Below are 23,378 nucleotides of genomic sequence, written 5' to 3'. Positions count from 1 at the left end.
TCTTTGGAAATCATAATCTACTTTTATATTTTTCGAGAAAAACTAACTGAAATGCTGTCTAATTATCCTAAATAATGAATACTTTATCAATAAATTAAGTGTAAATATGGTCTGGAAAATAATATTATTCTTATTGATGTCTTTTGTTATAATTGCTGGAATTTCATTTCCAATAGTGCCTCAACCTCAACACTGGTATGAGTTTCCCAACATTCCTGGACTTGAAGAAAAAGCAAAAATTATTTTCTTTCATGTTCCAACAGCATGGATTTCTGTTATTGCTTTTTTAATGGCAATGATTTATGGAATAAAATATTTACGAAATAAAAATCTGGATGATGATGCAAAATCATCATCTGCATTACAACTGGGAATGATATTTTGTATTTTAGCAACAGTTACTGGATCGATTTGGGCTAAATTTACATGGGGAGCTTTCTGGCACTGGGATCCAAGAGAAACAAGCATTTTTATACTTCTTCTCATTTATGGTTCTCTACTGGCTTTACGCTCGGCAATTGAGAACGAAGATAAAAGAGCAAGGCTTTCGGCTGTATATTCTATTATCGCTTTTTTAACTGTTCCTTTCTTTATTTTTATTATGCCAAGAATAATGACGGGCTTACATCCAGGTTCGGCTAATGATGATACTGCGGGTCCAGTAGTAGATTTTAAAATGAATGCAAACATGCAACTAATATTTTATTTATCTTTAATTTCTTTTACAATTTTATACTGGTGGCTCTGGAAAATTCGTTATAAAACTTTAATAATTATCGAAAATATTTCTAAAAAATTTTAAGAGGTAAAATGGAAAACGGATTAATAAATTTCTTAGAACAAAATTCAATATATATTGTGATGTGTATTGTTCTTGTTATCTGGCTTGGAATATTTCTTTTCTTACTTAACACAGATAAAAAACTCAAAGCAATTGAAAAAGAATTTAAGGAGAAGTAACGCTATGAAAAATAAATATATTTTTGGCGGTGCTATTATTGTCATATTTTTAGGTTTCATGATTTATCTTTTTACTCAAACAAATGTTCAATACGAAAATAATTTTGTAAAGGTTATTCAATCTGGTAAAACTGTAAAAGCCACTGGTACCTGGCTTAGAGAAAGGAATTATGAATACGATAATCAGAATAAAATATTTTCTTTTTATATAAAAGATGATAATGGAAATATAATGAAGGTAGTTTATCATGGTATGATTCCAAATAATTTTGAATCTTCAACAAGTGTTGTTGTTACTGGAAAATATTCGAATGGAGTTTTTCAAGCGACTGATATATTAACTAAATGTCCTTCCAAATATCAGGAACAAGCAGCTCAAAAAGCCAGATCTTAATTAAAGTCAGGAGAAAGTATGATTGGAAATATATTTTTAACTCTTGCATTGTTAGCAGGAGTTTTTACTATTTTAATGTATTATCTAACTTACAAAGGTTTTCAAAATACATTAGGATATGCAAGAATTAGTTATCACATTACTGCGGTCATGGTTATGGCTGCAAGTGCATTGCTTTTGCATGCAATTTTAACTCATCAGTATCAATACAAATATGTATATGATTATAGTAGTAGTGATTTACCTACTGGATTATTAATTTCTACATTTTATGCTGGTCAGGAAGGAAGTTTTCTCCTTTGGGCGCTTTTCTCAGTTATAATTGGTTTGATACTACTGGATTATACATCAAAACGGGGAGATCTTGAGCCAAGAGTAATGATGGTGTATTCAATATCGATCACATTTCTTTTGATTATGTTAAATCCTCTTCTAAAATCACCATTTAATTATATCTGGGCTGAACCGACATTTGTTGACATGAAACATATTAATACAGCTTATTTGACTTTACCAGCATTGCAAAATTTTATATTTAGTGATCCCCAATCAAACAAACATTTTATTCAAATCAGTAAAGAATTGTATACTATTTTACTGGCAAATAATATTGCTCTTGATAATTTTATTATTCAGGGGAAAGGATTAAATCCACTTCTTCAAAATTTCTGGATGCAAATTCATCCACCGATGTTGTTTACAGGATTTGCAATGTCTTCTGTTTCTTATGCATTTGCAATAGCAGCATTGATTAAAAATGAATACAAAGATTGGATTAAACAAGCTTTGCCCTGGGTATTAACTGGAATGATGGTTTTGGGGTTAGGTATAATGCTTGGAGGTTACTGGGCTTATGGTGTTCTGGGATGGGGGGGTTATTGGGGCTGGGATCCCGTTGAAAATTCATCTCTGGTTCCATGGCTAATTGGTATTGCTTCTATTCATACAATGCTGGTTCAAAAGAAAAGTCAGGATAGAGATGGAAGTAGCCGATTTGTTAAGACAAATTTAATTTTATGCATAATGACTTATGTTCTTGTAGTTTACAGTACATTTCTCACACGTAGTGGAATACTGGGAGATGCTTCTGTTCATTCATTTGTTGATCCTGGAATGACTGTATATCTTTTTCTTATCATCTTTTTAGTTCTTTTTATATTAATTGGAATTGGACTGATTATTTATAGATGGAAATATTTAACTCAACATTTTACATTTGAAGAAAATGTCTTATCGAGAGAATTAGCTTTATTTACAGGCTCTGTTGCTTTAATCGCATCTGCAGTTATTGTGCTCGTTGGGACAAGTGCACCTATCTTTGGTCAGACAGTTGAGGTTGAATTCTATAACGAACTTAATTTACCTATTGCAATTATAATTGGTTTATTAAATGGCTTAAGTCTCATTCTAAAATGGAAATTTACGGAAAGTAATCAGCTATGGAAGAATTCTCGTTTTGCTTTTATCTCATCATTAGTGTTGACAGCAATAATTTTTGCGTTTAGCGGTGTTAATAATTTTATGCTTGTACTTTTAAATTTTTCATCGGCATTTGCTCTTTTTGTTAATGGTGAAATTGCATTATCAATTCTAAGAGGTAAAAGAAAACATCTTGGTGCTTACGTTGCACATATGGGAATTTCATTATTTCTTGTAGGAGTGGTTGCAACAGGTGGATATTCTAAACATCAACAGGTTGATTTAGTTAAAGGTGAGAAAGTTAATCTGTTTGGTTATGAGCTTACTTTCACAGGCTATCAACCAATTGAAGGTGGAAAGAAATATGCATTTAATGTTTCTATTAAAAAAGGAAATTCTATTAAAACTGTTGCCCCTGTTATGTACATTGCAGAATTTAATAATAGTTTAATGCGTGAACCAGATATATTAGAAGGTATAACAAAAGATTTTTATGTAGCACCAATTTCATATGATGAAACAAATGCAACTACTAATCCTTCGGTTAAACTTAAAAAAGGGGAAAAGTATAGTTATAAAAATGTAGAAGTAACATTTGAAAATTTTGTTTTGCCAGAAGATATGAGTGCTATGATGAGTGGAGGTAAATTCAAAATTGGTGTTAATCTTAAATTAAAATATAATGGTAAAACAGAAATTATTGAACCATATATGGAAACAACTAATGAAGGACCAAAGTTTTATCCTGCTGAATCTAAAGAAGCTGATTTAAAAGTATTTATAAATAATATGAATGCTTCTGATGGTATGGTTGAATTAACTTTTAGTTCTTTATCACATAATAATGAACAAATTCCACCAAAAGAAGTTTTGACTGTTGAAGCAAGTGTAAAACCATTTATTAGTCTTGTGTGGATTGGTGTTGTAGTTATGGTTTTAGGTTTTGTTATTTCAGCTTATCGGAGATCAAAAGAATCTCTTGTATAATGAAGTATATAATTTTATTCTTACTAATAATTAAAGTTAGTGCATACTCTCAGAGTATTGATATTGCAAACGCATTAAAAGAAATTGAAAAAGGCAATATTGTGAAAGCTGAGAGTATGCTTATTAAATTAAAACAGAATTCTCCAGATAATCCATCTACATTATTTCTTGATGCAATTCTCACTAAAAATGGCGAAGATGCATTAAATAAATATTTCTTCCTTTATAATAAATTTCCTGATTATGAGCATTCAGATGAAATTTTGTACAGAATATATTTGTATTATTATTCATTAGGACTATATAAAACTGCAGAAAATTATCTAACAGAATTAAAGAAAAAGTTTCCTGCATCAAATTTAGTCAAGACTAAAGTTCAGGAAAATTTTGATGAAATTTCAAAAGGAGAAATTATAGATACTATAAAATATACTATTCAAGTAGGAGCTTTTTTAATTTTAGATAATGCTAAAAAGTTAAGTAGTATGTTAAGTGGTAAAGGTTATTTTACTGAAATAACTAACAAAGAAATTGGTGGAAGTCTACTGAATATTGTTAATTGCGGAAAGTTTTTAAGTGAAGAAGAAGCAAACGAAGTATTAAAAGAATTAGAACAAAAATTTAATATTAGAGGACGGATAGTTAAGATAGAGAATTAATCATTCAGTCTTTTAATTTATCAATTATAAAATCTGCACATTCATTAATATCATCAAAGCATTTTACGAGACCAGTTTTTCTTTTTTCTCTTTTAATTTGTTCTTCCATTAAATGAACAATTTCTTTCCACAAAGTACCATGACAGGCAAAAGGTTTTTCGTTCAGTAATTTCTTATTCATAAGTTCCCATACAATTGCGAGTTCAACAAGTGTTCCAGTTCCACCATTCAAAACTATGTATGCATTACCATACTCAATTAATTTATTCAGTCTTTCAAAAAGTGTGTTGCATCTAATTTCTTTAGTGAGATATTTACTTGGTCTGGCATTATAAACTGCGAGAGTAATTCCTAATGCTTCAGCACCTTTTTCAGTTGCCCCTTTTGATACTGCATCCATAATTCCCTGAAATCCACCTGTACAAACATTTAAACCATTTTCAGCTAATTTCTTGCCCAGTTTGTATGCTAATTCGTATTCTTCATCTCCAGGAGATGGAATTGAACTACCAAAAACTGTAACGTATTTTTTTCTCATTAGTAATTTATTTTTGGTTTTCCTGCTTCTATCCAGGCTGAATAAATCAAAGATGCAAGTGAATAAGATGCTTGCTCAAACTTATCGATAGTTAAATATTTTGTTCTGTACCATAAAATTCTGTAGTAATCAGATTCATACTTTCCTTTGTTATACTGTAATGCAAATTTATCAGCTGTTAACAAAATATCAATCTCAAAATTTGATTCCGTCAAATAATTAAATACAAACTCTGTGACGTTAGTTATGTAAGTCGGTGTAATTAATTTCAGATTTTGTTCTATGCTTTCAAGATTTTTATCAATCATTTCTATTTCATATCTAAAGTGAATTCCTTTTTGATTTGTAAGCTGACCATTATAATTCATAGTTGTATGCAAAGGTTGATGCCCATCGGCTACGTAATGTGCAAGATCAGATGTATATAATAATATTTTATCTTTATCCTGTTCTTTAAATGCATTTACAAGATTTGAATATGTTGTAATAGTTGCCCAGGGTAAAATACCCTGTGCAGTTACAATGCTATCGCCGTAGATTTTCTTTAAAGAATCCAATGAGAAAATCATTTCACCATTTAAGAATTCTTTATAATAATCAATATCTATAAAATGTTTTTGAGGTTCAGATGGATCATTCTTTTTACGATAGTCTGGATCAACCGAATGTTCAATTATTTTTGATTTAAAATCTTCGGAGAAAGTAATTTCATTTTGTAGAAGATTTAATGCGTGTTTGGTAATTAATTTATGACCGTTATCACCCCAACCATAATTAAAAATTACTGGGATGATGAAAAGTAAAAGGAATTTCTTCATGATTATTGTCCTATGAATTGAGCAATAATATTTCTTCTGCGTGGTCTGTTATCAAAATCTACAAGTACGATTTGTTGCCACGTACCAAGTAGAAGTTTTGAATCAATAAATGGAATTTGTAAAGAACTTCCCTGGAGTGATGCACGAATGTGGGCATATCCGTTGTTATCATGCCAGGTTTCATTATGATGATAGTTATAATTTGAAGGTGCAATTTTTTCAAAAAATTCTGGATAATCTTTTAATAGACCAGGTTCATATTCAATTGTAGTAATTCCAGAAGTTGAGCCTGGTGCAAAAACAAGGACATTCCCTTCTTTCATTCCTGTTTCATTTAAACGGGATTGAATTTCCGAAGTTATATCAACTATATCATTGAATCCTTTGGTATTTACTGTAAATGTGAATGTTCTAATTTGCATAATTAATTAAATTAATTATTAATTCTATTCATAAATTTACAAAAATAATTTGAGCTAAAAACAGAAAAGTTATTTATTTCTGTTTGTTGTTCAAGAAGAATTTTTAATAAAATTTTTTATTGGGATTAATATTATCTATTTTTTCTTTTTTCTTGTAAGTGCAAAACCACCAAAGCCACCGACTATAGAGATATAAAATCCAAAGTCGTACCACCAGCCATTATTATTGATTTCGTAAACTCTTACTCTATTATCGAATAAACCCCACACGAGTGATACAGGAGCAATCCAGCCATGCCATATACCAGTAAAAAAGCCTGCTTGATGTTTCTGATTATATTGTCCACCACCTGGTATACATGATGTAAGTGATATTATTAATACAAATAGAACTGCTAAAATTAATTTTTTCATTTTCTTTCTCTTTTTATTAATAAAGTTAATTAATTTTTTCTAAGATATTTTTCTTATACTCATTTCTAAAAATTCTGCTCGATTCACTTTTATAATTGATAATTTCTATCCCTAAAGCTTTTAATCTTGATTCAGTTGTTTTTATTCTATTTACTGGATCGGGATGAGTTGATAAAAATGTAGCGATCGTAGAACTTTGTTTTGAAACCAATCCATCATCACGTAATTTCTCAAAGAAGAATTTTACTGCACCAGGATAAAATCTTGTGGACTGTAAGTATTTAATTGAGTATTCATCACTTTCATCTTCGTTAGCTCTACTATTTGCAAGAAGTGCTAATCCTGAAAATAAATTTGCTACAAGTTCTGCAACTTGCGTAGGATTTTCTCCGAGTGCAATACTTAATATTATAGAAATTCCGTATGAAGCTGTAATTCTTTGAGTAGCATGACGCCTTTCAACATGAGCAATTTCATGAGCTAAAACACCTGCAAGTGCATCTTCGGAATCAAGATACTTAAGTAAACCTGTATATAAATAAATATAACCACCTGGAATTGCAAATGCGTTTAATATACTATCGTTCTTTATTATTTCTATTTGATAGTTATATACTTTATTTTTTTTGATTTCGGGAGATTTCAAAATTTCACGAAAAATATTTTTATCAATATAATCTTTTACTTCCTGATTTTCGTAAATGGGATATTCTTTGGTATTTTTTCTTATTTCTGCATCAAATTGTTTCCCTAAATTTACTTCGTCTGAATCGGTGAAAATATTAATGCCAGTTGAACAGGATATAAATATTATTGAAATAAATAAAATAATTAGTTGTTTAGTTTTTATCATAATCACTGATTTAATTTGTGATACTGAACTTTTTTTTCAAAAGATATATGAAAATGGGAGCTCCTATTAATGCAGTTATTGCTCCTACAGGTAATTCAGCAGGAGATATTATTGTTCGAGCAATAGTATCTGCTACTACAAGATAAGATGCACCTATAAAAAAAGATGAAGTGAAAATTATACGATTATCGTTACCAAATAAAATTCTGCAGATATGGGGGATTAATAATCCAACAAAACCAATTATTCCACTTATTGATACAAGTGTACCTATCATTATACTTGTTAATATGTAAGAAGTATTTCTTATAAGATTTGTATTTATTCCAAGTTGTTTTGCGTAATCAGAACCGAGACTCATTACATTAAATTTATTCGAAAGAATAATTAAGATTGTGGAAGTGATAATAGTAATAGGCATCACGAAAATTAAATTATTTTTATCTGCAAGTGATAGATTACCAATTAACCAGAAAATTGTGGTTTTTAATGAATCATTTAATATAGTCATCATTAATAGAATTAAAGCAGAAAAGAATGATCCAACCATAATTCCAGAGAGTAATAGAACATTTGGTTCGAGTTCACCGAATCTTTTTCCTAAAATAAAAACGATAAACATAACACACAAAGCTCCAACAAAAGCAAGTAACTGAGTACCAGGAAAAGATAAGCCTAAATAAAAAGAAATAATTGCTCCAAATGTACCACCACTTGAAATCCCGAGTATATAAGGTTCTGCCAGTGGATTCATCAATAAAGATTGAAATACAGCACCAGCAAGTGATAAACCACCTCCAACTAATACCGCAAATAATATTCTTGGAAGTCTAATATCAAAAATGATTTTGGATAAATAGTTATCCTCATTAGAAAAAATAATTGAAAGAATCTGGAAAGGATTAATATTTACACTTCCTATTGATAAACAAATCAATGAAATAATTAGAAGTACTATGAACAATATAAAAATCCTTAATAGAAAACCTGTAACAGTTAATCTTGTAATTGTCTCCATAATTCATCCAGAAGTTCTTGAATGCCAAAACCACTTACAGCAGAAAAAACAACAACCGGAACGTTATCGGCAAATTTCTTTTTTTGGAGTTTTTCAATAGTATCTTTATCAACTAAATCTGCTTTTGATAAACCAATTATTCTTTTTTTTCTGCTCAGCATTTTGGAATATTGGTTAAGTTCGCTTATTAAAGTTTTATAATCCTTCTCGTGATTTTCTGAAGTAATATCAATCATAATCAGCAATATTTTTGTTCTTTCGATATGGCGTAAAAATTTTAAGCCTAATCCTTTACCTTTATGTGCACCTTCAATTATTCCAGGGATATCTGCTACTGTAAAACTTTGAAAGTCTTTGTATCTAACAATACCAAGATTTGGTTCGAGAGTAGTGAAGGGATAATCTGCAATTTTAGGTTTAGCTTCTGATATAGCAGATATTAAAGTTGATTTACCAGCATTAGGAAATCCAACCAAACCTACATCTGCAATGAGTTTTAATTCTAAGATTAAATTTTTTTCTTCACCTTCTTTACCGGGCTCAGCATATCTGGGAGCTTGATTTGTAGGTGTTGCAAAATAGCTATTTCCTTTGCCGCCTTTACCACCTTTTGCAGCAATAAAAGTTTTACCATCTTCATCAAGATCGCAAAGTACTTTTTCTGTTTCTGCATCTTTTATTACAGTACCAACAGGAACTCTTATAAAAACATCTTTCCCATTTTTACCATCTTTAAGAGAAGAGCCACCGTGTTGCCCATTTTCGGCAATATATTTTCGTTTATATCGAACATCGAGTAATGTATTTAAATTCTTGTCGGCAACAAAAATTACATTCCCTCCATTCCCTCCATTACCGCCAGCGGGGCCACCTTTAGGTACATACTTTTCTCTTCTGAATGCAACTGCTCCGTTGCCTCCTTTACCGGCTTTAACATAAATTTTTGCGTAATCAATAAACATATTTATTGCGAGCTCTTAAAATGTTCAGAAATAATTGATTTGAATAATTCGGCTTCTTTTGATTTGGGATTAAGATTTCGATTTGCTAATTCTTTGTCGATTATTCGATAAGCATCTTCTAATGAATGGCATTTGGCAATTAATTCAAGCACATTTGAAAAATCTTCTATATCATAATCAAAAATTGCTTCTATAATTTTGGTTACTTCTTTATCGTCGAGTAATTCATTAACATTCAGTGATTTTTCTTTTTCTTCAATTGATGAATTTGTTTTGTTATCCAAAGAATCTTTCTCTATGCTTTCTTGATTATATTTTTCTTTTTCTAATTCATCGATGTGTTCTTCTTTTGCCATTTTAAAGATTGAACTTAGAGTCTCACCTTCTTCATCAGATAAATTTTTATCTTCTTTCTGTTTATTATCTTCAATTTCTAATTCATCAGTCTCATCGTCAGATAATTTTTCATCATCAAATTCTTCTAATGAACTTTCATCTTCCTGTATAAAATTTTCTTTGTTTAATGATTCTGTTGATAAGGTTATTTCTTCATCGGTTTCTTCGCTCTCTTCTATTGGTTCAATTTCGTTATCCTTATCTACTCTTATTCTAAACTTTTGAGGTTTATGTGAAATTGAAATTTCATCTTCTTCTTTTTCATTATTTTGTTCTATGATGTCTGAGCTTTCTTTTTCTTCTGGTTCGGAATATAATTCTTCAATTAAATTTTCTGTTTCTTCAACAGATTCTTCGAAGTTAGCTTTTGATTCTTCTAAATTATTTTCAATAACATTCTCATCTGGAACATTCAAATTTATTTCTTCTTGTGCATCTACATTATTATCAACAGTTTCAAAATCAATTTGTTTTTCTTCTTGCGTTAATTCTTCTTGTTCTTCAACAAGTGAAGAATCAAATACTTTTTGAATATCAATAATACTGCATTTAGCATTTATATCGTTCCCAAAAGCAACTTTAATCTTTCTTAAATGTTGATCTAATTTTTTTTCTTCAAGAAATAATATAATTGCTTGAAGAGGAATTTTATTTTTATGAAGCTCACCAATATTAAAGAAGTCTGCCATAGAATTTAAAGCAGTATTTAAAATGCTTTTTGAATTTGTTTCCAGACCAGCTTTATCTATTTTATTTAGTAGTTCATCAAATTCCTGAAAGTTAAGCGAAAGAATTTTCTTTGTATTTATGTAGGATAAAAGAATTTTTTTTAGATAATTATAATAGTAGACATAATTCAAAATTTGTTTTATTTCAGAAGAGGTTCTATGATCACCCTCGTCAAAAATAAATTTTTTGAGAGTCCACATTGGTCTGGATAAATAATTAATATTAAATGAAGTTGCGTGTAGAATTAATTTAGAGACATATTCAAGTGATAGTCTTTTCCGTTTTTTAATTTCTTCATTTATAAGCGAGAAATAATAAGATATTTTTTCACCAGAATAATCGAATACTGAATCTTTAAGAAGTTTTTGTCTATCTTCAAAAATGATATAATCTATTTCAGCAGAGATATAATTCAAAATAGCAGGATGAAGGTCTATACTGGAAAGTTGTTCGAAAGTAAATGATGGACCAAGTTTATTCACTTTGTTAAGATTAAAGTCATAAATAAATTTTATTTCTCTTTCGAACATGGAATGAATAACCAAAAGTTATAAAAATAATTTTTTCAGGAGGATATTTTCAAAAATTCAATTTATTGACAATCAATTATACCAAAAAGGATAAAAAAAATCCCGACTTAAGCTGTCGGGATTATTCAACTTCTTCGGTTTTCAATTTTGCAACTAAATAGTCACGATTCATGCGTGCAATATTAAGAATGGAGATGCCTTTAGGGCATTCTGCTTCGCAGGCATAAGTATTTGAACATGCACCAAATCCAAGTTCATCCATTTTTTTAACCATAGTCTGAACTCTAATGTAACGTTCTGGTTGTCCTTGTGGTAAAAGTGCAAGATGAGAAATTTTTGCACTTACAAATAACATTGCCGATGCATTTTTACAAGCTGCAACACAGGCACCACATCCAATACAGGTTGCAGCATCCATTGCTTCAGAAGCAATGTCTTTAGGTATTGGGATTGCATTTCCATCTGGGGCACTTCCTGTATTAACAGAAATAAAACCACCTGCTTCCATAATTCTATCGAGAGCAGATCGATCTACTATTAAATCTTTGATAACAGGAAATGCTCTGGCTCTGAATGGCTCAACCCAGATTGTATCTCCATCTTTAAAATTTCTCATATGAAGCTGGCAGGTTGCAATTCTTGGAATAGGGCCATGAGGATGTCCATTGATTACAATACCACATGTTCCACAAATTCCTTCTCTACAATCGCTTTCAAATGCAATGGGTTCTAAATTTTTGCTTTCGAGTTCATTATTCAATTCATCTAACATTTCAAGAAATGAAGCATCGGGTGAAACAGAAACTTTATATTCTACAAAACTGCCAGCAGAATTAGGGCCAGGTTGTCGCCAGATTTTTAGAGTTAAGTTCAATTTTTTATTGTTCATTTTTTATCCTCATAATTTTCTTGCTATTTATAACTACGAGTTGCTAACTGAACAGTTTCAAATACAAGTGGTTCTTTGTGTAATTCCCACTTCCCAATTTCTTTAAATTCCCATGCAGCGACATAAGCATATTCTTCATCATTTCGCAGAGCTTCTCCTTCTTCTGTTTGATACTCAACTCTAAAGTGAGCACCACAGGATTCATTACGATGTAGAGCATCAATTGCCATTAATTCTCCTAGTTCAAGATAATCTGCAACTCGTCCAGCTCGTTCAAGACATTGATTAAGATCATTTGCACTTCCAACCACATTAACATTTTTCCAGAATTCTTCTCTAAGTTCTCTTATTTCATTAATTGCTTCTTTTAGACCCTGTTCGCTTCTTGCCATGCCAACTTTATTCCACATTATTCTTCCTAATTGTTTGTGAATACTATCAACAGTTCTTTTTCCTTTTACAGAGAGAAGTTTGTGAGTAAAATCTTCGATTTCTTTTTTAAACTTATCAAATTCTGGATGATCAATATTAATGAGTGAAGGTTTTTCAGTTGCAAGATAATTACCAATAGTATATGGAAGTATAAAATATCCATCTGCAAGTCCTTGCATTAATGCACTTGCTCCTAAACGATTTGCACCATGATCTGAAAAGTTTGCCTCACCTGCAACAAAAAGTCCAGGTATTGTACTCATCAAATTATAATCAACCCAAAGTCCACCCATTGTATAATGCGGAGCTGGATAAATTTTCATTGGAACTTCATATGGATCTTCTCCAGTAATTGTCTTGTACATTTCAAACAAATTTCCATATCGTTCTTCAATAACTTTTCTTCCAAGTCTATTTATTGCATCTCTAAAATCGAGATAAACAGCTTCCTGACCCTGAGCCCCACGACCTTCGTCAACAACTTCTTTTGCAGCACGTGATGAGATATCACGAGGACTCAGATTTCCATAAGTTGGATATTTTCTTTCGAGGAAATAATCTCTTTCTTCTTCGGGTATATCATTTGGATGTCTCATATCACCTTTTATTTTTGAAACCCAGATTCTTCCATCGTTGCGTAAACTTTCACTCATCAATGTAAGTTTAGATTGTACTTCGCCATGCAGAGGTATACATGTAGGATGAATTTGAGTAAAGCATGGATTTGCAAAAGCAGCTCCTCTTTTATGTGCTCTCCAGATTGCTGTAGCATTACAGTTCATAGCATTAGTTGATAAAAAGAAAACATTGGAATATCCACCTGTAGCAAGTATAACTGCATGAGCAGAATATTTTTCGAATTCACCTGTAACAAGATTTCTAACTATTATCCCACGAGCAATTCCATCAATTACAACAAGATCAACCATTTCTCGTCTTGCATAAAGTTTTACTTTTCCGAGCTTAATTTGTCTATTCATAGCTGAATAAGCACCCAGCAAAAGTTGTTGACCTGTTTGGCCTTTTGCATAAAAAGTTCTTGAAACAAGAGCACCACCAAAAGATCGATTATCGAGCATTCCTCCATATTCACGAGCAAATGGAACACCTTGAGCTACGCATTGGTCAATAATATTTCCACTTACTTCAGCAAGTCGATAAACATTTGCCTCTCGTGAGCGAAAATCGCCACCTTTTATTGTATCATAAAAAAGTCTATAAACAGAATCACCATCGTTTTGATAATTTTTAGCAGCATTGATTCCACCTTGAGCAGCAATACTGTGTGCTCTTCGAGCACTATCGTGGTATGTAAAAACTTTTACATTATATCCCAGTTCGCCAAGTGATGCAGCAGCCGATGCACCTGCAAGTCCAGTTCCTACAATAATAATGTCATATTTTCTTTTATTAGCTGGACTAACCAGCTTCATATTAAATTTATGATTTTCCCATTTATCTTTAAGTGGACCAGCAGGAACTTTTGAATCTAATGTAATCATTAATTACCTCCATAGAAAAATAAAAAGTAAATTGGAATTGATACAAAACCAATAACCATAATTAAAGTATAAATCACACCAAGCATTTTAATAACAGGAAAATATTTTTTATTGTTCCAGCCAAAAGTTTGAAAAGCACTTTGAAAACCATGCATTAAATGAAAACCCATTATAATTAGTGCAACTATGTAAAAGAAAGAGTAAACTGGACTTTGAAAAGCTTCTACTACTATTTGATAATAATTATGACTTTGTGCAAGAGGATGTCCTAAATTAAATGATATCCAGAATGTTCTTAAATGAATAACAAGAAAAATAAAAATAATACTACCACTCCATATCATAGTTCGAGAAAAAATATCTGTATTTTCAGAAGTAGCATTAATTTTGTACTTAATTGGTCTTGCTCTTCTGTTTTCAAACCAAAGCTTTACCCCATCATAAATATGAAAGATAAAGATTAGTGCTAAAATAATTTCGATTATTCTTACTATTGGTTTTATTATATCAAGATTTTTTACAACTGTGTTGAATAGCTGGGGGCCACCATAAAGTGAAAGATTATTGATGAGATGAATAATAAGAAAAATCATAATGCAAACCCCTGTTACAGCCATAATAATTTTTTTACCAATAGAAGACTTTAATGCATTTAAAAACCAGTTCATTAAAATTCTCCTATATTTTGAATTTATTAGCTTTTGAGGGAAGATTTAATTGGAAGAGAAATATATTCCTATCAGGAATAATCAAGTTTGCACCATAAATTTAATATGCATTTATTAAGATAAGTTTATTAAATATCTTTTTCAATTATATATTAGTAATAAATTCTGTTGCACAGTTTTAAAATTTTTTTAACTTTGCAAATGCATTCTTAAAAATTTGCGGTGTCCGTAAGGACTTAATAGGGAAACCGGTGGTAAGCTTGAAGCTTAGAATCCGGTGCTGCCCCGCAACTGTGAGAGATTTAATGTCGTTTAAAATTTTGCCACTGCCTGTTTAAAGGTGGGAAGGCTTTAAACGATATCTCGAGCCAGGAGACCTGCCGCAAATTTCGAATTAAATCAACCTTCGCGGGTGAGGTTTGATTTACGAAGTTACAAATCGTATTTCATTCAAACTCATCAACCCACGAAGTTACATCTTTAATTTTTTATTAAACAAAAAAGGAGTAACTTCAATGAAAAAATTTTTATTTATAACTGTTTCAATTCTTCTTAATAATTTATTACTGTCACAATCAGATACTCTTAAAACAACTTTATCTGAAGTTGTTGTAACTGCTAATAGAACTCAAACACCTTATTATTCTCTTGCAAGTTCTGTTACAATTATTACAGCAGAAGAGATTTCAAAAAAGCATTATAATAGTGTTGTTGAGGTACTTAGAGAAGTGCCGGGACTAATCATAGTTCAACAAGGAGGTTATGGGAAAATTGCAAACCTTTTTATGCGTGGTGCTAATTCAAATCATACACTTGTTTTTATTGATGGTTTTAAAGTTAATGATGCTTCTTCTCCAAACAATGCTTTTGATTTTTCTATCCTTAATATAGATGATATTGAAAAAATTGAAATAGTTCGTGGTCCTCAAAGTACTTTATATGGTTCAGATGCAATTGCGGGTGTTATTAATTTTATTACTAAAGGATCGCAGAAAAAAAAGTATTATTCTCTTTCGATTGAAGGGGGAACTCATTCTTTCTATAAAGGGAATCTCTCTTTTCAAGGAAATTATAAATTAATTGATTATTATTTATCTGCTTCGGGAACTGGAAGCAAAGGAATTTCGGCAAGTAATGCAAAATATGGTAATAATGAAACAGATGGATTTAATAATAATGCTATAACTTCAAAGATAAATTTGAATTTACTTTCTAATTTAAAATTGAATTTTATGTACAAGTATTCTAAACTAAAAACTGATTTAGACCAGAACGAAAAACAAGGCGACGATCCTAATTTTAAATATGATGTTGAAGAACAGATATTTAAAAGTCAATTAACTTCAAATTTGTTTGATAATAAATGGGAACAATTTTTTTCTGCTTCGTACTTTAAAAGATTGAGTAATGCAAATGATGAAACAGATGATATTAGACCTTTTACTTCTTCAAGCAGTAATAATCATGCTGAAAGAATTAAATTCGATTGGCAAAACAATTTTAATTTTATAAAAAATAATTTAATTACTCTTGGAATTGAAACAGAGTTAGAAAAAGCAAATACAAGTTATAAAAGTAATTCTGAATGGGGTCCATATGAAAGTATTTTCCCAGAAAAATCAATTCGAACTACAGGACTTTATTTGCAGGATCAATTAAACTTTTCCAATTCACTTTTTGCATCAGTAGGATTTAGAATTGATAAAAACGAAAAATATGGTACTGTTACAACTTTTAGAATAGCACCTGCTTATTACTTGAATTCAACTAATACAAAGATTAAAGCAAGTTATGGAACAGGTTTCAAGGCTCCATCACTTTTTAATTTATATGATCCACTTTTTGGTAATCCCGAATTAAAACCAGAAAAAAGTAAAGGCTGGGAGTTAGGCATAGAACAATTTTTTATAAATGGAAAAATTTCTCTTGGTATAACTTATTTTAATCTTGATTTAGAAGATATGTTTGGATACGATGCTAATTATAAAACAATTAATATTGCTAAAGCTGCATCGAAGGGATTTGAATTTTATTCTACATTAACAAATATTAATGGTTTATTCATAAATGCTAATTATACTTATAACTATACAAAAGATAAATATGAAGGAAGCGTTGATTTTAATAAACCATTACTGAGAAGACCAGAGCATCAATTTTATTTATATCTTGGTTATCAAATAAATGATGAAATAACATTTAATACATCATTAAAATATGTTGGAAAACGAGATGACAAAGATTTTTCTTTTTATCCTGCTAAACGAATTACAATGAGTGATTATTCGATTGTAAATCTATCCCTTACCTATAAACTATTTAGTTATCTGGAAATTTATGGACGTGTGGAAAATTTATTTAATAAAGATTATGAAGAAGTTCTTTATTATGGTACTCTGGGCAGGACTTTCTACATTGGCTGTAATGTAAAGCTGTAAAATTTGAATATAATATTTACGATCCCCTGCTATAATTTTATTAGCAGGGGATTATTTATAAAGTCCACTAATTTCCATTTTAGTTAATTCTCTAACTTCTCCAGGTTTCAAATCTCCAAGTAAAATATTTTTTATTCTTACTCTAATTAGTCGAAGAGTAGGTAATCCAACAGAAGCTGTCATTTTTCTAACCTGTCTATTTTTACCTTCAACAATTGTTATACTTAGCCATGATGTAGGAATTGTTTTTCTAAATCGAATGGGAGGAACTCTTTCGGGAAAATCAGGCGTGTTAATTACTTTTACTTTTGCAGGTAATGTTTTTCTTCCTTGAATTATAACACCTTCCCTTAGTTTCTGAAGAGATTCTTCTGTTGGGATACCTTCAACCTGAACATAATATTCTCTCTCGTGTTTGTTTAAAGGATTCAATAAATAATCTGTGAGCAATTTGTCATTTGTTAAAATTAATAAACCTTCACTATCCATATCTAATCTTCCAACCGGATAAACATCTTTAGGAAAATTATAAAGAGATTTTAATGTTTTTCTCCCTTCTTTATCTGTAAATTGCGATAGTACTCCATATGGTTTATGGATGATATAATATTTTAAGGCTTTTTTCATTGTGTAATTTAGATAATCTTTACTTAAAAATAATTTGAAAAAACATATTATTTAATTTTTTCTAAAATATTCATTTCTTAATTTAAGTGTATACAATGATAATTTTATAGAGAACAGATATGAAAATAAAATTACCACATTCAACACAAAACTGGATTTCTCTTGTAGGGGCAACTATTGCTCTAATAAGTTTTTTTATGATTGTATTTCTTTTTGTAGTAAGTTCTATTTTTGGAAAAGATAATTCATATCTGGGTTTAATAATATACATTGCTTTACCAGCTGTATTAATTTTTGGTCTGATATTAATACCAGTTGGTATGTGGAGGAAAACAGTTAAAGATAAAAAAAAGAAGATAGGTGCTGAGAAAGATTGGCCTGTAATTGATTTAAATGATATACGTCATAGAAATGCATTTATGATTTTTTCAATAGGGACTTCAATTTTTCTATTAGCATCAGCTGTCGGAGGTTACGAAGCATTTCACTTTACAGAATCTGTAGAATTCTGTGGAAAATTGTGTCATAGTGTTATGAAACCTGAATACACAGCATATCAAAACTCGCCACATGCAAGAGTAGCTTGTGTGGAATGTCATGTTGGAACAGGTGCAAGCTGGTATGTTCGTTCTAAATTATCAGGGTTATATCAGGTTTATGCTGTAACATTAGGAACAGTTCCTAAACCAATAGAAACACCAATTAAAAATTTACGACCGGCAAGAGAAACTTGCGAGGAATGTCACTGGCCACAAAAGTTTTATGCAAGAAAATTGAGATTCGAAAAACATTATTTGAATGATATAAACAATACTGAATGGGATATAACTTTGACTATGAAAATTGGATCTCAAATAAGTGCTTTCGGTCTCGAAGAAGGAATTCACTGGCATATAAATCCAAATGTTAAAATCGAATATAAAGCATCAGATTCTAAAAGAGAAAATATTCCCTGGGTTAGATATACAAATTTAAAGACTGGAGAAGTATTTGTTTATGAAAACAAGAATAATACATCAAAAAAAATAAATTTAGATTCACTCGAAACTCGTGTAATGGATTGTATGGATTGTCATAATCGACCTTCGCATAATTATAAACCACCAGCAATTTTTATTAATAATGCTATTACTGCTGGGAAAATTCCTAAAGATTTACCACAAATAAAATTTGTTGCAATGGATATTCTCGGAAAAGATTTTTCTTCGACAAATTCTGCAATGCAAGAAATTGCAAATTATATTTATACATTTTATAAAGATAATTATCCTGAAATTTATCAGTATAAAAGATTTTTAATTGATAAAGCAATTTCAGGCATTCAAGAAGAATTTAAGAAAAATATTTTTCCAGAGATGAAAGTAAGATGGGATGTATATCCAAATAATATTGGTCATCTGGAATTTAAGGGTTGTTTTAGGTGTCATAATGATAATCATGTTTCAAAAGAAGGGAGAATAATTAAAAAAGATTGTAATTTGTGTCATACAATTAATTCTCAGGGAACAAAAGAGAACCTTCAAATTACTTCAGTTAATACAGAACTTGAATTTAAGCATCCGGGGAATGACGTTGGTGATAAATGGAAAAGTATGTTATGTGTTGATTGCCATACTGGATTGAATCCTTAAGTATTGATGATGGCATTAAAAGAATTTTTATATAGAAAAAATTATCAAAACTTTTATAATATTTTTTATAATTCATTTTTAATTTTTAAAATGATAATAGAAAATAGACTATTATTTTTCTTTTGTATTCTTTATTATCACTAAAGATAATCTAAATTTCTTGGTAAAAGTGAGAATAAAACTCACAAATATTATAATCATTATATCTATTGCATTTATTTTGGATGCATGTTCTTCGGATGTACTTTATAAAAATTCACCATCTAATATTATAGATGGGAAATATGATAGTGAATTTCCGTTTAAAAATTCATCGAAGCAATTAGAAGAGATTAGTAATTGTATTCGATTAATTAATAGTATAGCTTTTTATACAAGTTATATTTTCGATTTAAGTTCGCATATAACAATTGAAAAAGTAAAAACGATAGAATTTGAAAAAGTAGCCAATCAAAAAGTATATTTTAATAGAACAGCTTCTGGAACTGCTACTTTAATTTATAAGGATAATGATAAAGTACTTTTTTTGACGGTTGCTCATGTAGTATCTTTTGAAGATACAATTATTTCTTATTTTTTTAATCCAGATGGAACAACTTCAGATTATATACAGAGTATTTCAATAAAAACACGTCAGACAAATTATATTCCCGATTTACCTTCGGGGGGTGAACTTGATATTATACTTTTGGATAAAAATATTGATATTGCTCTACTTGGGAAAAAATTATCTTATAACGAAGTTATTGGTGCTTCTGTTTTTAATTATCCATGGGGAAAATCATCTGAACTTGAATGGGGGAATTTTGTTTATGTTTTTGGTTATCCGATGAATTTGAAAATGATATCTAAAGCCCTTGTAAGTATTTCGAGTAAAGAAAAAAATACATTTTTAATTGATGCTGTTTTTAATCGTGGTTCCAGTGGTGGTATTGTGCTGGCAATTCGGGATGGAGTTCCAAACTTTGAACTCGTGGGATTAATAAAGTCTGTGCCAGCAGATTTTCAATATACAATTCATCCTTTAACTAAAGACAGAAATTTAGATTTTAATCCTATGGTGCCATATAAAGGTGATCTTTATGTAGAAAAAGAACAAATATTAAGAACAGGGATTACAAAGGTAATTTGTATAGAAGCAATTCGTAATTATATTGAATTTCATAAATCGTATTTATTTAGCAAGGGCTATTATATTAATATAACTTCAAAATGAAATTAAAAATGATATTATAATAAAATGAAAGGTTAGGTTATGAAACCAGGTGAAAATGAATATGCACAGTACTACAAATCGTATGTAGATTTAATTTCATCTGAAAATATAATTGAAGTCCTTGAAAAACAATTGAATGAAACAGAAGAGTTTTTCAAGAGTATTGATGAAGAAAAATCAAACTATCGTTATGCAGAAAATAAATGGAGCATAAAAGAAGTTCTGGGTCATCTTGTAGATAGTGAAAGAATATTTGCCTGCAGAGCATTAAGAGTATCTCGAAGCGATCCAAATCAACTCGTAACATTTGATGAAAATTTATTTATACAGGAATCTAATTATTCATCAATATCTTTTAAAGATATACTGGATGAATTTATATTGCTAAGAAAATCTACAATTATGATGTTTAAAGGAATGACAGATGAAATGATGTTACGCAAAGGTATTATTAATGGAATAGATATTACAGTAAGAGCAATAGCGTATATTATTGCAGGGCACACACTTCATCATTTAAATGTAATTAAAGAACGGTACCTTAATTAAGAAAATTATTTTTGTTTTGAGTAATAAAAGAAAAAACCTTATTGAACTTCAAGCGACTAATGTTGTGAGAATAAAAATTGTTTAATAGAATATTTTTTTACTAATTCTTTTTATTAATGGCACAGATTAAATTAATTGGTTTTGATATAAAGTATAAGAGTAGAATAACAAAGTATTTAAATGCATTTAATTTTATAATTAAAAAAATAGAATGGGAAGCAATAGCCTGGATTATGGGATTTATATTTTTAATGCTAATAAATCCTTATGCTGAACAAACATTTACACTTTGTCCACTCAATAATATGGGGATTACATATTGTCCCGGTTGTGGTTTAGGAAGATCAATATCTTTTATTTTTCATTTTGATTTTTCAAATTCATTTAAGTCACATCCACTGGGTCTTATAGCATTAATTATCATTTTACATAGAATCATAATGCTAGTTATGAAAACTTATAATAACTTTAAACTTAGGGAGTCTATATGATAAACATTTACGAATTAATGCCAGAAATTATGGGAGAAGAACAAATTTATATTTCAAATCTCCTGAAAGACTATGATGATAAAAAGGCACAACAATTTATTAATATCTATCGTGCTCGCAGAAAAGATCCCCAGACAATTTTACTTGTAACACTGGTAGGATTTCTTGGGATTGCGGGTATACAAAGATTTTTAACAGATCAGATAGGTTTAGGAATTTTATATCTCTTAACTTGTGGCATTTGTTTTATAGGTACAATATTAGATCTTGTTAATTACAAAAGAATTGCTTTTGAATATAATCAGAAACAAGCCGCTCAAATAGCTTTTATGTTGAAGGGGATGTAATAAATAATATTTTTTGTTTTACAAAATTTATTTATTAACTTGTAATAGTAGAGCAGATACTTTGATAAATTTTATTGCCGGGGGCATTAAAATCTATTTAAGTTTTCTGCTTCTCAAGTAGTAAGTAACATTTTTAAAGGAGTTTTTTCAATGGCAGAGCGTGAAAGCGGAACCGTAAAATGGTTTAATGCTGCAAAAGGTTACGGTTTTATTGAGCGCAATCAAGGTGGTGATGTTTTCGTTCATTTCTCTTCGATTCAGGCGGACGGATACAAAAGCCTTGAAAAAGGTCAAAAAGTGGAGTTCACTGTTGGTGAAGGACCAAAAGGACCTCAAGCTCAAGATGTAAAAGTTGTGAAATAATATAATTTTATTATTTGCAACAACTGAGCGGCTTTACAAGCCGCTTTTTTATTATGTTGAACTTTTCTTTTAAAGAGTGCATTTTTGTTAATGAAATTATTAATTTTTTATAAAAGTGAATTTATTAATTAAAAATATTTCGTTTAAGAATAAAGTCCAATTTGTTGCACGCGATTGCATCTGTTGTTGCTTCTCTAATTTTTCCTTCTAATTCTTTTCTTAGTTAAATAGTTTATAAAAAAGAATTTTATTAAAGGTGAAACCATGAAATCTATAGATAGGAATAAACTGAATAATTTTGCAAAGGAATTATTATCTAAAAGACAAACTCACTTTTGCAATTCTTCTCTTAAAACAGAAGCAATTGAATATCTAAATGGGTTGATTGATTTTCTTTTTCCACATTTTTCTAATAAAGTCTATTTTAATCAAGAAGATATTATTTCAAAACTTCAGCTTTTGAAAAGAGATTTAATTCAACTTATAAAATTATTAAATGGAATGGCTCCACCTAACATTGAAGAGATAGCAGATAACTTTATATCAAAACTGCCAGATATTCATCATATGCTCTGGGCTGATGCTGAATTTATTTACCAGGGAGATCCTGCTGCCGAAAGTGTAGATGAAGTTATTTTAGCTTATCCAGGATTTATGGCTATTCTTATTTACAGAGTAGCTCATGAACTTTATTTATTGAAAGTACCTATTATTCCAAGAATCCTTACTGAACATGCTCACCAGATTACCGGAATTGATATACATCCTGGAGCTACAATTGATTCACCATTCTTTATTGATCATGGTACTGGAATTGTAATTGGAGAGACTACCATCATAGGGAAAAATGTAAAACTATATCAGGGTGTTACTCTTGGAGCACTAAGTGTTGATAAAAGTCTATCGCAACAAAAAAGACATCCAACAATTGAGGATGATGTTGTGATATATTCTCAGGCTGTAATACTGGGTGGAAATACAGTGATTGGAAAGAATAGTATTATCGGGGGTAATTCATGGGTTACTCAAAGTATACCACCAAATTCAATTGTATATAATAAAAGTGAAGTACGTGTAAGAAGAACAAAAGAATTTGAAAACACAATCGATTTTGTCATTTAAAAAG

At 30.0% G+C, this 23,378-nt stretch carries 25 protein-coding genes and 1 riboswitch; of the genes, 13 read left to right on the top strand and 12 right to left on the bottom strand.

Annotation, left to right across the window (positions count from 1 at the left end):
• Nucleotides 1-46 precede the first annotated feature (46 nt).
• From VJY38_RS04160 to VJY38_RS04140, 5 genes are read left to right on the top strand one after another with little or no spacing between them, the layout of a single operon-like run.
• Entirely contained in the window at nt 47-802 is a 756-nt protein-coding gene (locus tag VJY38_RS04160) for a cytochrome c biogenesis protein (protein WP_353679938.1), read from the top strand.
• An 8-nt stretch (nt 803-810) separates the two neighbouring features.
• Complete coding sequence (locus VJY38_RS04155) at nt 811-960, top strand: CcmD family protein (protein ID WP_353679407.1); 150 nt, start codon at nt 811-813, stop codon at nt 958-960.
• A 4-nt stretch (nt 961-964) separates the two neighbouring features.
• The gene (locus VJY38_RS04150; RefSeq protein ID WP_353679406.1) at nt 965-1,354 is read left to right on the top strand and encodes a cytochrome c maturation protein CcmE domain-containing protein; all 390 of its coding nucleotides are present in this window, start codon (nt 965-967) and stop codon (nt 1,352-1,354) included.
• Nucleotides 1,355-1,372: 18 nt separating this feature from the next.
• Nucleotides 1,373-3,760, top strand: a complete 2,388-nt coding sequence (locus tag VJY38_RS04145; RefSeq protein ID WP_353679405.1) for a heme lyase CcmF/NrfE family subunit — start codon at nt 1,373-1,375, stop codon at nt 3,758-3,760.
• Nucleotides 3,760-4,419 (top strand): SPOR domain-containing protein, encoded by a 660-nt coding sequence (locus VJY38_RS04140; protein ID WP_353679404.1) that lies wholly within the window; start codon nt 3,760-3,762, stop codon nt 4,417-4,419. The genes VJY38_RS04145 and VJY38_RS04140 overlap by 1 nt, the downstream gene beginning before the upstream one ends.
• Before the next feature lie 4 nt (nt 4,420-4,423).
• Here the strand turns inward: VJY38_RS04140 and VJY38_RS04135 are convergent, their stop codons facing one another.
• From VJY38_RS04135 to VJY38_RS04085, 11 genes are all read right to left on the bottom strand, one after another.
• Nucleotides 4,424-4,957, bottom strand: coding sequence for an LOG family protein (locus VJY38_RS04135; protein ID WP_353679403.1), 534 nt, complete (start codon nt 4,955-4,957; stop codon nt 4,424-4,426).
• Nucleotides 4,957-5,775 carry a phospholipase C/P1 nuclease family protein gene (locus tag VJY38_RS04130; RefSeq protein WP_353679402.1) on the bottom strand — a complete coding sequence of 273 codons (819 nt, stop codon included), beginning with the start codon at nt 5,773-5,775 and terminating at the stop codon, nt 4,957-4,959. Before VJY38_RS04130 ends, VJY38_RS04135 begins: the two co-directional genes overlap by 1 nt.
• Nucleotides 5,776-5,777: 2 nt before the next feature.
• Complete coding sequence (locus VJY38_RS04125) at nt 5,778-6,197, bottom strand: secondary thiamine-phosphate synthase enzyme YjbQ (protein WP_353679401.1); 420 nt, start codon at nt 6,195-6,197, stop codon at nt 5,778-5,780.
• Between the two features lie 135 nt (nt 6,198-6,332).
• Nucleotides 6,333-6,611 (bottom strand): hypothetical protein, encoded by a 279-nt coding sequence (locus tag VJY38_RS04120; protein WP_353679400.1) that lies wholly within the window; start codon nt 6,609-6,611, stop codon nt 6,333-6,335.
• A gap of 25 nt (nt 6,612-6,636) precedes the next feature.
• Nucleotides 6,637-7,464 (bottom strand): M48 family metalloprotease, encoded by an 828-nt coding sequence (locus VJY38_RS04115; RefSeq protein ID WP_353679399.1) that lies wholly within the window; start codon nt 7,462-7,464, stop codon nt 6,637-6,639.
• A gap of 10 nt (nt 7,465-7,474) precedes the next feature.
• On the bottom strand, nt 7,475-8,482 hold the full coding sequence (locus VJY38_RS04110; protein WP_353679398.1) for a FecCD family ABC transporter permease: 1,008 nt from the start codon (nt 8,480-8,482) through the stop codon (nt 7,475-7,477).
• Complete coding sequence (gene obgE / locus VJY38_RS04105) at nt 8,461-9,444, bottom strand: GTPase ObgE (RefSeq protein WP_353679397.1); 984 nt, start codon at nt 9,442-9,444, stop codon at nt 8,461-8,463. Before obgE ends, VJY38_RS04110 begins: the two co-directional genes overlap by 22 nt.
• 2 nt (nt 9,445-9,446) lie before the next feature.
• A complete protein-coding gene (locus tag VJY38_RS04100) occupies nt 9,447-11,099 on the bottom strand; it encodes a DUF8457 domain-containing protein (protein ID WP_353679396.1) in 1,653 nt (550 codons plus the stop codon).
• Nucleotides 11,100-11,220: 121 nt separating this feature from the next.
• A complete protein-coding gene (locus VJY38_RS04095; RefSeq protein ID WP_353679395.1) occupies nt 11,221-11,988 on the bottom strand; it encodes a succinate dehydrogenase/fumarate reductase iron-sulfur subunit in 768 nt (255 codons plus the stop codon).
• 23 nt (nt 11,989-12,011) lie between these two features.
• On the bottom strand, nt 12,012-13,919 hold the full coding sequence (locus VJY38_RS04090) for a fumarate reductase/succinate dehydrogenase flavoprotein subunit (protein ID WP_353679937.1): 1,908 nt from the start codon (nt 13,917-13,919) through the stop codon (nt 12,012-12,014).
• A 2-nt stretch (nt 13,920-13,921) separates the two neighbouring features.
• Complete coding sequence (locus tag VJY38_RS04085; protein ID WP_353679394.1) at nt 13,922-14,590, bottom strand: succinate dehydrogenase cytochrome b subunit; 669 nt, start codon at nt 14,588-14,590, stop codon at nt 13,922-13,924.
• 203 nt (nt 14,591-14,793) lie between these two features.
• Nucleotides 14,794-14,989: riboswitch (cobalamin riboswitch) on the top strand.
• A gap of 116 nt (nt 14,990-15,105) precedes the next feature.
• Here VJY38_RS04085 and VJY38_RS04080 point away from each other — a divergent pair.
• Nucleotides 15,106-17,028, top strand: coding sequence for a TonB-dependent receptor plug domain-containing protein (locus VJY38_RS04080; protein WP_353679393.1), 1,923 nt, complete (start codon nt 15,106-15,108; stop codon nt 17,026-17,028).
• 51 nt (nt 17,029-17,079) lie between these two features.
• Here VJY38_RS04080 and VJY38_RS04075 read toward each other — a convergent pair whose 3' ends face one another.
• Nucleotides 17,080-17,655 carry a pseudouridine synthase gene (locus tag VJY38_RS04075; RefSeq protein WP_353679392.1) on the bottom strand — a complete coding sequence of 192 codons (576 nt, stop codon included), beginning with the start codon at nt 17,653-17,655 and terminating at the stop codon, nt 17,080-17,082.
• A 119-nt stretch (nt 17,656-17,774) separates the two neighbouring features.
• Here VJY38_RS04075 and VJY38_RS04070 point away from each other — a divergent pair, with 119 nt between their 5' ends.
• The 7 genes from VJY38_RS04070 to epsC all read left to right on the top strand — a co-directional run bounded on the left by VJY38_RS04070 (nt 17,775) and on the right by epsC (nt 23,374).
• A complete protein-coding gene (locus VJY38_RS04070; RefSeq protein WP_353679391.1) occupies nt 17,775-19,286 on the top strand; it encodes a cytochrome c3 family protein in 1,512 nt (503 codons plus the stop codon).
• Nucleotides 19,287-19,455: 169 nt separating this feature from the next.
• Nucleotides 19,456-20,502 (top strand): S1 family peptidase, encoded by a 1,047-nt coding sequence (locus VJY38_RS04065; RefSeq protein WP_353679390.1) that lies wholly within the window; start codon nt 19,456-19,458, stop codon nt 20,500-20,502.
• Nucleotides 20,503-20,541: 39 nt separating this feature from the next.
• Nucleotides 20,542-21,051, top strand: coding sequence for a DinB family protein (locus tag VJY38_RS04060; RefSeq protein WP_353679389.1), 510 nt, complete (start codon nt 20,542-20,544; stop codon nt 21,049-21,051).
• A 116-nt stretch (nt 21,052-21,167) separates the two neighbouring features.
• Complete coding sequence (locus VJY38_RS04055) at nt 21,168-21,542, top strand: DUF2752 domain-containing protein (RefSeq protein WP_353679388.1); 375 nt, start codon at nt 21,168-21,170, stop codon at nt 21,540-21,542.
• The gene (locus VJY38_RS04050; protein ID WP_353679387.1) at nt 21,539-21,889 is read left to right on the top strand and encodes a TM2 domain-containing protein; all 351 of its coding nucleotides are present in this window, start codon (nt 21,539-21,541) and stop codon (nt 21,887-21,889) included. The genes VJY38_RS04055 and VJY38_RS04050 overlap by 4 nt, the downstream gene beginning before the upstream one ends.
• Nucleotides 21,890-22,039: 150 nt before the next feature.
• A complete protein-coding gene (locus VJY38_RS04045) occupies nt 22,040-22,252 on the top strand; it encodes a cold-shock protein (RefSeq protein ID WP_353679386.1) in 213 nt (70 codons plus the stop codon).
• A gap of 264 nt (nt 22,253-22,516) precedes the next feature.
• Nucleotides 22,517-23,374 carry a serine O-acetyltransferase EpsC gene (gene epsC, locus VJY38_RS04040; RefSeq protein ID WP_353679385.1) on the top strand — a complete coding sequence of 286 codons (858 nt, stop codon included), beginning with the start codon at nt 22,517-22,519 and terminating at the stop codon, nt 23,372-23,374.
• Nucleotides 23,375-23,378 lie beyond the last annotated feature (4 nt).

Source organism: Rosettibacter firmus (genome assembly GCF_036860695.1).
Classification (GTDB): domain Bacteria; phylum Bacteroidota; class Ignavibacteria; order Ignavibacteriales; family Melioribacteraceae; genus Rosettibacter; species Rosettibacter firmus.
This window is presented reverse-complemented; position numbering and strand designations above follow the sequence as displayed.